The organism is Cellulomonas sp. EB106-03-03-XG116 (assembly GCF_058792015.1).
Genome location: NZ_JBYTEP010000097.1, coordinates 1 through 6882, shown reverse-complemented (window position 1 = coordinate 6882; position 6882 = coordinate 1). Strand labels below are relative to the sequence as shown.

The following is a 6882-nucleotide window of genomic DNA, read 5'->3' as shown; positions in this document are numbered from 1 at the left end:
GCATAAGAGACAGGCCCCGGCGCGCCCGCCGACGCCGGCGCGCCCGGCAGCACCGTCCCGCCGAACCGCCGGGCCGGGTCGGCGATGCCCTCGCGGAACGCCGCCAGGCTGTTCGGCCGCGAGTCGACCCGCCAGTCGTTCGTCGCCAGCTCCCCGCCGACGTAGGTGGTGACGGCGAGGTTGAACCAGGAGAACCCGATGACGTCCTCGTTGGCCCCCGGGTCGAAGCCGTGGAAGAACGACCGCAACCAGGCGGGCTTCGTGCCGCCGAGCTCGGAGGCGCCCACCTCGGCCAGCAGGATCTTCTTCCGGGTGATCGCCCGCAGCTGGTCGAGCGTCCGGTCGTAGGTGAACGCGAAGGTCGAGTCGTTGCCGTCGCGGATCGGGGGGCGCTGGTACCCCGAGACGCCGACCCAGTCCACGTACCCGTCGCCCGGGTACAGGCTGCGCAGGTAGCTCGGCCGGGCCAGGGGTCCGCCGAGGTTGTTGACGATGTTCGGCGCCCAGACCCAGATGACGTACCGGTTCGCGCCGTTCGCCTCGAACACGTCGTGCACGTGCCGCCACATCCGGGCGAAGTCGCCGCGGCCGTTGCCGTTCACCGACCGGCCGCCGGCGTTCTGCTCCGCCCACGGGTACCAGGACCCGTTCATCTCGTGGTCGAACCGGATCGCGACCGGCAGGCCGGTCGCGACGACGTCGCGCGCGAACCGGGTGAGGTACGCGTCCCAGTCGCCGGCGAGGATCCGGGGCAGGGAGTACGCGGGCTCGTCGGTGACCCCGTTCTTCGCCTCGATCGGCCGGGACTCCCAGGTGAGCAGGGGGAGCATCCCGCGCTGCCAGGCCCGGGTCACCGCGTTGGCGCGGTACTCCTGGTCCCAGCCGCTGAAGTACCCGACCATGTTCGGGGTCCGCCCGACCTTCACGGCCGCCGCGTCGAAGGTGGACCAGCTGAACGGCGCCTGCTCGGTGTACATGCCGTAGTACCGCAGCGCCGGGTCCAGCAGCGCCTCCCGGGACGGCGCGGTGGGCCGCGGCGTCCCGGTCGAGCCGGTGCCGCCCGTGCCGCTCGTGCCACCGGGGGTCACGCCGACCGACCCGGCGGTCCCGGCGCCGGCCGCCGCGCCGGCCCCGCCCCCGCGGACCGTCGCGCCCGAGCCCGACCCGGACACCGAGCCGCCCGAGCGGCCCGCGCCGTCGCCGGACCGCCCGGACCGCCCGGTCCCGCCGCCCGACCCCGACCCGCCGCCCGACCCGCCGCCGGCGGCCGCGGCCTGCGCCTGGCGGCGCGCCTCCGCGTCGCGCTCGGCCTGGGCCGCCGCGGCCGCCTCCTGGCCGTGCCGCCGGGCCGCCTGCTCCTGCCCGACGACGCCGCGGAGCGCGTCGCTCTCCGCCTGCTCGGAGGCGAGCCGGCCCCGGAGGGCGGCGTTCTCGGCGGCGAGCCGCTGCTCGGTCGCGGAGGGTCCGGCCGCCGCGGCGTCGTCGTGCTGCCCGGTGGGCGAGGTCCACACGATCACGGTCAGCGCGACCAGGGCGAGCGCCACGACGGCGGTCGCGAGCCGGGCGCGCCGGGTCGTCATGCGGCGGGTGCCGGGCAGCCACCACGGCTGGCCGGTCATCGGGAGGGCGGGGTGCTCAGACATAGAGGAGTGCCTCCGAGGCGAGCAGGACCGCGGCGACGAGGTAGGGCACGGCCGCGAGCGGGTTGGGGCGACGGCGCCGGGGTGCGGTCGTCGCGGTGCGGGTCCGGTCCCGGACGCGCAGCGGTGCGGCGGCCAGGGCCGTCGCCGTTGCCGTGCCGCCGCCCGCGCCGCCGACGGCGCCGCCGCCCGGGTCGGCCGCCACGCGGCTCGCGGCACCGGGCAGCGCCGGGAGCGCGTCCGCGCCCGGCGGCGGGACGGCGTCGTCGGACCCGCCGGGGCCGCGGCCCGCGTAGGCCCCGGAGCGCGTCCCCCAGCCCGAGACGTGCGCCATCCGCAGGAACCCGAGGAGCCGCACCGGCATCAGGAACAGGGTCGAGACGACGATGAACACCGGCAGGCGCAGCGCGTCGGAGGGCACCTCCTGCAGGTGCCGGATCTGCCGGACCGCCATCGACAGCACGGACGAGGCGACCATGAGCGCGATCACGGAGTACCAGCCGCGCCGGGCGCCGTAGGACTCGAGCATGGCCTCGTACAGGTTCACGCCGGTGCCGGTCGCGGCGCGGTAGACCCAGCCGGCGATCGTGCCCAGGAGCAGGAACGGCAGCAGGATGTCGGCGACGAAGAACACCGCGAGCAGCGGGGCGTGCCGGAGCATCCAGGGCAGCATCCGCAGGGTGTTGTACTGGCTGCCGCGCGCCCAGCGCAGCTGCTGCCGGAACAGCTTGCCCACCCGGAGCGGGGCGTCCGTGTAGACGAGGCTGGTGTGCTGGTAGGCGGTCCGGTAGCCCTGCTTCAGCGTGAGGTTGGTGAGCGTCCGGTCGTCGGAGACCTCGAGGAAGACGCCGAGGAACCGACCGGTGAGGAAGGCGGGCATGGCGCGGTCCAGCGCCGACCGGCGGAAGGCGATGGTGCGCCCCGGGAGGCAGCCGACGGTGCCGAGGACGGACTGCGCCGGCATCGCGTACAGGGAGCGGGAGTTCTCCAGCCAGTCGGCCCACCGGGTGAGCCAGGAGCGGTCCGGGTCGAGGATGCGCTGCCGCGTGGTGACCCCGCCGACCCGGGGGTCGGCGAACGGCTTGACCAGCTCGGTGAGGGTGCCGGGGGTCCAGACGGTGTCCGAGTCCACCAGCACGACGACGTCGCCCTGCGCCTGCTCGACGCCGATCCGCACGGCGCCGCGCTTGCCCGGCACCGGGGTGTGGGTCCAGCGCACCAGCGGCGCGAACTCGTCGCAGACGCGCTCGAGGCCCGGGTTGCGGTCCCCGTTGATGACCACGACGACCTGGTCCGGGCGCTGCTCGACGACGCGGCGCAGCACGTCCCGGAACAGCGGCAGCGGCTCGTCGACGACCGGCACCACGACCGTGGTCGTCTCGTGGTGCGGCTCGGTCCACGGCCGGTACCGGCGGGACAGCACGACCTTGAGCAGCCAGAGCGCCCACACGAGCGCCGAGAACACGGCGAACAGGTAGATCTCGGCCTGGTCGGCGGCGAGCTGCCGGACCTGCAGGATGAAGATGAACACGGCCCACCCCCGAGGCGCGTGCTGGCAACGGCGCGGTGCTGGTCGGTGGCGACGGTCGTCCGTCGGCGGCGGGGAGCAGCCGGCTGGGTGCAGCTGCTCCGGCGCGGGTGGCCCCTGCGGGGCGTGGCCCCTGCGGGGCGTCGCGTCCCAGAGTGGGGGGAGGGCGGCGCGCGGCGCAAGACCCCCCGCGACTCCGGGTCACCATCCGGACGGAGCGCGTCCGGATGGCGGATGCGCCCCGGGCGTCCGGGAGCCGCGCAGCCGGCGGCCCCGCGCGCCTCCGGGGACGACGGAGGGGCGCCCCGACGGGCCGGCGCTCCCTCCGCGCGCCGACCCGCCGGGACGCCCCGTCCCGTGGCCGCCCGTCAGGCGGCGAGCCGCCCCAGACCCGCGAACTGCCAGCCGGCGGTGCGCCAGCGGGCCGGGTCGAGCTTGCCGCGCGCGTCGACGACGCGGGGCGTGGCGGTGAGCGGCGCCAGCTTGTCGGCGTCCGCGTTCGCGAACTGGTCCCACTCGGTGAGGACCAGGACGACGTCGGTGCCCTCGACGGCCTCCTCGATGGAGGTCGCGTACGACAGCGTCGGGAACGACCGGCGCGCGGTGTCGCCCGCCTCGGGGTCGAACACCGTGACCTGCGCGCCGCGCAGGTGCAGCGCCGCCGCGACGTTGAGCGCCGGGGAGTCCCGGACGTCGTCGGTGTCGGGCTTGAACGCCGCGCCGAGGACGCCGATCCGGCGGTTCAGCACCGAGCCGCCGCAGGCCTCGACCGCCATGTCCAGCACGCGCTCGCGCTGGCCCATGTTGATCTCGTCGACCTGCTGCAGCAGCGCCGAGGCGCGGTAGGCGCCGAGCTCGTTGGCGCGGTGCATCAGCGCGCGGATGTCCTTCGGGAGGCAGCCGCCGCCGAAGCCGAGACCCGCGTTGAGGAACTGCCGGCCGATGCGGACGTCGTGCCCGAGGGCGTCGGCGAGCACCGTGACGTCGGCACCGGCCGCCTCGCACACCGTCGAGATCGCGTTGATGAACGAGATCTTGGTGGCGAGGAACGCGTTGGCGCTGACCTTGACGAGCTCGGCGGTCGGCAGGTCGGTGACGACGACCGGGGTGCCCTCGGCGATCGGGCCGGCGTAGACCTCGCGCAGCGTCGCCTCGGCGCGGGCGGAGGTGCCGCCGAGCACGATGCGGTCCGGGTGCAGGGTGTCGTCGACGGCCTTGCCCTCGCGGAGGAACTCCGGGTTCCAGACCAGCTCGAGGGAGAGCCCCGCGGGGACCTTGGCCGCGACGAGCTCGCGCAGCCGGGCCGCGGTGCCGACCGGGACGGTCGACTTGCCGACGATCAGCGCGTCCTTGGTCAGGTTCGTCGCGATGGTGGTCGCGGCGGACTCCACGTAGGAGAGGTTCGCGGCGTGGCTGGTCTTCATCTGCGGGGTGCCGACGCAGATGAAGTGCACGTCGCCCCACGCGGCGGCGGAGGCCAGGTCGGTGGTGAACCGCAGCCGGCCGGTCTCGAGGTGCTTCTCGAGCAGCGGGTCGAGCCCGGGCTCGAAGAACGGCACCTTGCCGGCGGCGAGCGCGTCGACCTTGGCCTGGTCGACGTCGGCGCCCAGGACCTCGAAGCCGAGCTCGGCCATGGCGACCGCGTGCGTGGCGCCGAGGTAGCCGGTGCCGTACACGGCGATCTTCAGGGGGGCGGCGGGGCTGCCGCCGCCCGGGCGGGCCTCGGTCTCCTCGACGGGCAGGTCGGCCGCGGCCAGGCCCTCGGCGGACAGGGCGGCGGCGGAGAGGGACGCGTCGTTCATGGCAGTGCTCCTCACGGTGGGGCGCGGGTGGCGGGGAGTGCGGGTCCGGCGGGCGGTCACGGGGTCGCCGCCGGGGTCGGGGTGGCCGAGGCGGTCGCGCTGGGCGACGGCGCCGGGCTCGGCGAGGCGGTCGGCGCCGGGCTCGCGGTCGGGGACGGTGCCGGGGCCGGCGCCGCGGTCGGTGCCGGTGCGGCGGCGGCCGCGGGCTCCTCGGCCGCCGGTGCCGCGGCGACCGCGGCCGGCGCGGTGGCGAGCACCGTGCCGCCGAAGTTGCGCGCGGTGCCGGCGAGGCCGGTCCGGAACGCCTCGAGGCTGTTGGGCCGGGAGTCCACCCGCCAGTCGTTCGTGGCGAGCTGCCCGTCGACGTAGGTCGTGACCGCGAGGTTGAACCAGGCGAACCCGATGACGTCGTCGTTGCGGCCGGGGTCGAAGCCCTCGAAGAAGGATTTCACCCAGGCGGGCTTGGTGCCGCCGACCTCGGACGCGCCGACCTCGGCCAGCAGGATCTTCTTGTCGGTGATCTCGCGGAGCTGGTTGAGCGTCCGGTCGAACGTGTACCCGAAGGTCGCGTCGTTGTCGGACTTGTACGGCGGGCGCTGGTAGCCGGAGACGCCGACCCAGTCCACGTACGCGTCGCCGGGGTAGAGCGACCGCAGGAAGTCGGTGCTCTGGTTCGCGGCGGGCAGGTTGTTGACGATGTTCGGCGCCCACACCCAGATGACGTACTGGTTGGCGCCGTTCGCCTCGAAGACGTCGTGGACGTGCTGCCACATCTTCACGTAGTCGCCGACGTTGTTGCCGTTGATGGGGGCGCCGGAGCCGGTCTGCTCGGCCCAGGGGTACCAGACGCCGTTCATCTCGTGGTCCAGCCGGATCGCGAGCGGCAGGCCGGTCGACGCGATGTCCTTCGCGTACTGGGTGAGGTAGGCGTCGAAGTCGCCGGCGATGATCTTCGGCAGGGTGTAGTCCGGCTCGTCGACCACGTCGTTCCCGGACGCGATCGGCCGGGACTCCCAGGTGAGCATCGGCAGCATCCCGCGCTGCCAGGCGCGGGTCACCGCGTTGGCGCGGTACGCCTCGTCCCAGCCGCCGAAGAAGCCGACCATGGACTGCTGGCGGCCCACGTCGTTCGCCGCGTCGTCGAACGTGGCCCAGTTGAACGGGGCCTGCTCGGTGTACATGCCGAAGTAGCGGCTGGTCGGGTTCACCAGCGCGGCCTTGCTCGGGGCGGTCGGCTTCGTGGGCGCGGCCGGGGTGCTCGGGTTCTCGGGGCGCGGGTTGGTCGGGTTGGTCGCGCCGGACGACGAGCCGCCGCCGGAGCCGCCCGCCGCCGCCGCCGAGCCGCGGCCCGAGCGGGACGAGGAGGAGGACTTCGACGAGCCCGACGACCCGGAGGTCGCCTTCTTGCCCGCCTCGGCCTCGCGCTGCGCCTGGTTCTGCGCCGCGGACTCCTCGCCCTTCTTGCGCGCGGCCTGCTCGTCGCCCAGCACCTCGCGGAGGGCGTCGGCCTGCGCGCGGCTGGACTGGAGCTGGCCCTCGAGCTCGGCGTTCCGCTGCTGGAGCGCGAGCTCCGCGGCGGTGGGCTCGTCGGCCTGGGCGTTCACGATCGAGGAGACGGTCGGCAGGTTCCACACGACGGCGGTGACGGCCACGAGCGCCAGCACGATGACGGCGGTCGCGATGCGGGCGCGGACGGTCATCCGGCCCATCGTCGGGGCCCACCAGTGCTTGCCGCTGGGGGTGATGGGTGCGTCAGACATAGAGGAGGGCCTCCAGGGCGAACAGGACCACGGCGATCACGTAGGGGATCGCCGCGAGCGGGTTGAGCCGCCGGCGGGCGGGGGCGGGCGCGGCGGCACGGGCGTGCCGGCGCTGTCTCTTCTCCCCCCCTGACGCTGCCGACGAAGGCCGT

The 6882-nt window shown here is 74.9% G+C and carries 4 protein-coding genes; all 4 read right to left on the bottom strand.

What is annotated here, in order from left to right:
- Positions 1 to 1643: glycoside hydrolase family 26 protein (locus AC3WUG_RS19115; RefSeq protein ID WP_492329119.1), on the bottom strand; the 1643-nt coding region annotated here is incomplete at its 3' end.
- Positions 1636 to 3171 (bottom strand): glycosyltransferase, encoded by a 1536-nt coding sequence (locus AC3WUG_RS19110; protein WP_492329118.1) that lies wholly within the window; start codon positions 3169 to 3171, stop codon positions 1636 to 1638. The genes AC3WUG_RS19110 and AC3WUG_RS19115, both read right to left, overlap by 8 nt.
- A gap of 365 nt (positions 3172 to 3536) precedes the next feature.
- Positions 3537 to 4970, bottom strand: a complete 1434-nt coding sequence (locus tag AC3WUG_RS19105; protein WP_492329117.1) for a UDP-glucose dehydrogenase family protein — start codon at positions 4968 to 4970, stop codon at positions 3537 to 3539.
- Between the two features lie 56 nt (positions 4971 to 5026).
- Positions 5027 to 6730, bottom strand: coding sequence for a glycoside hydrolase family 26 protein (locus tag AC3WUG_RS19100; RefSeq protein WP_492329116.1), 1704 nt, complete (start codon positions 6728 to 6730; stop codon positions 5027 to 5029).
- Between the last annotated feature and the right edge of the window lie 152 nt (positions 6731 to 6882).

Excerpts from the sequence above, each read along its gene's own strand:
- AC3WUG_RS19105 (WP_492329117.1), bottom strand. The coding sequence starts at position 4,970 with ATGAACGACGCGTCCCTCTCCGCCGCCGCCCTGTCCGCCGAGGGCCTG.
- AC3WUG_RS19100 (WP_492329116.1), bottom strand. The coding sequence starts at position 6,730 with ATGTCTGACGCACCCATCACCCCCAGCGGCAAGCACTGGTGGGCCCCG.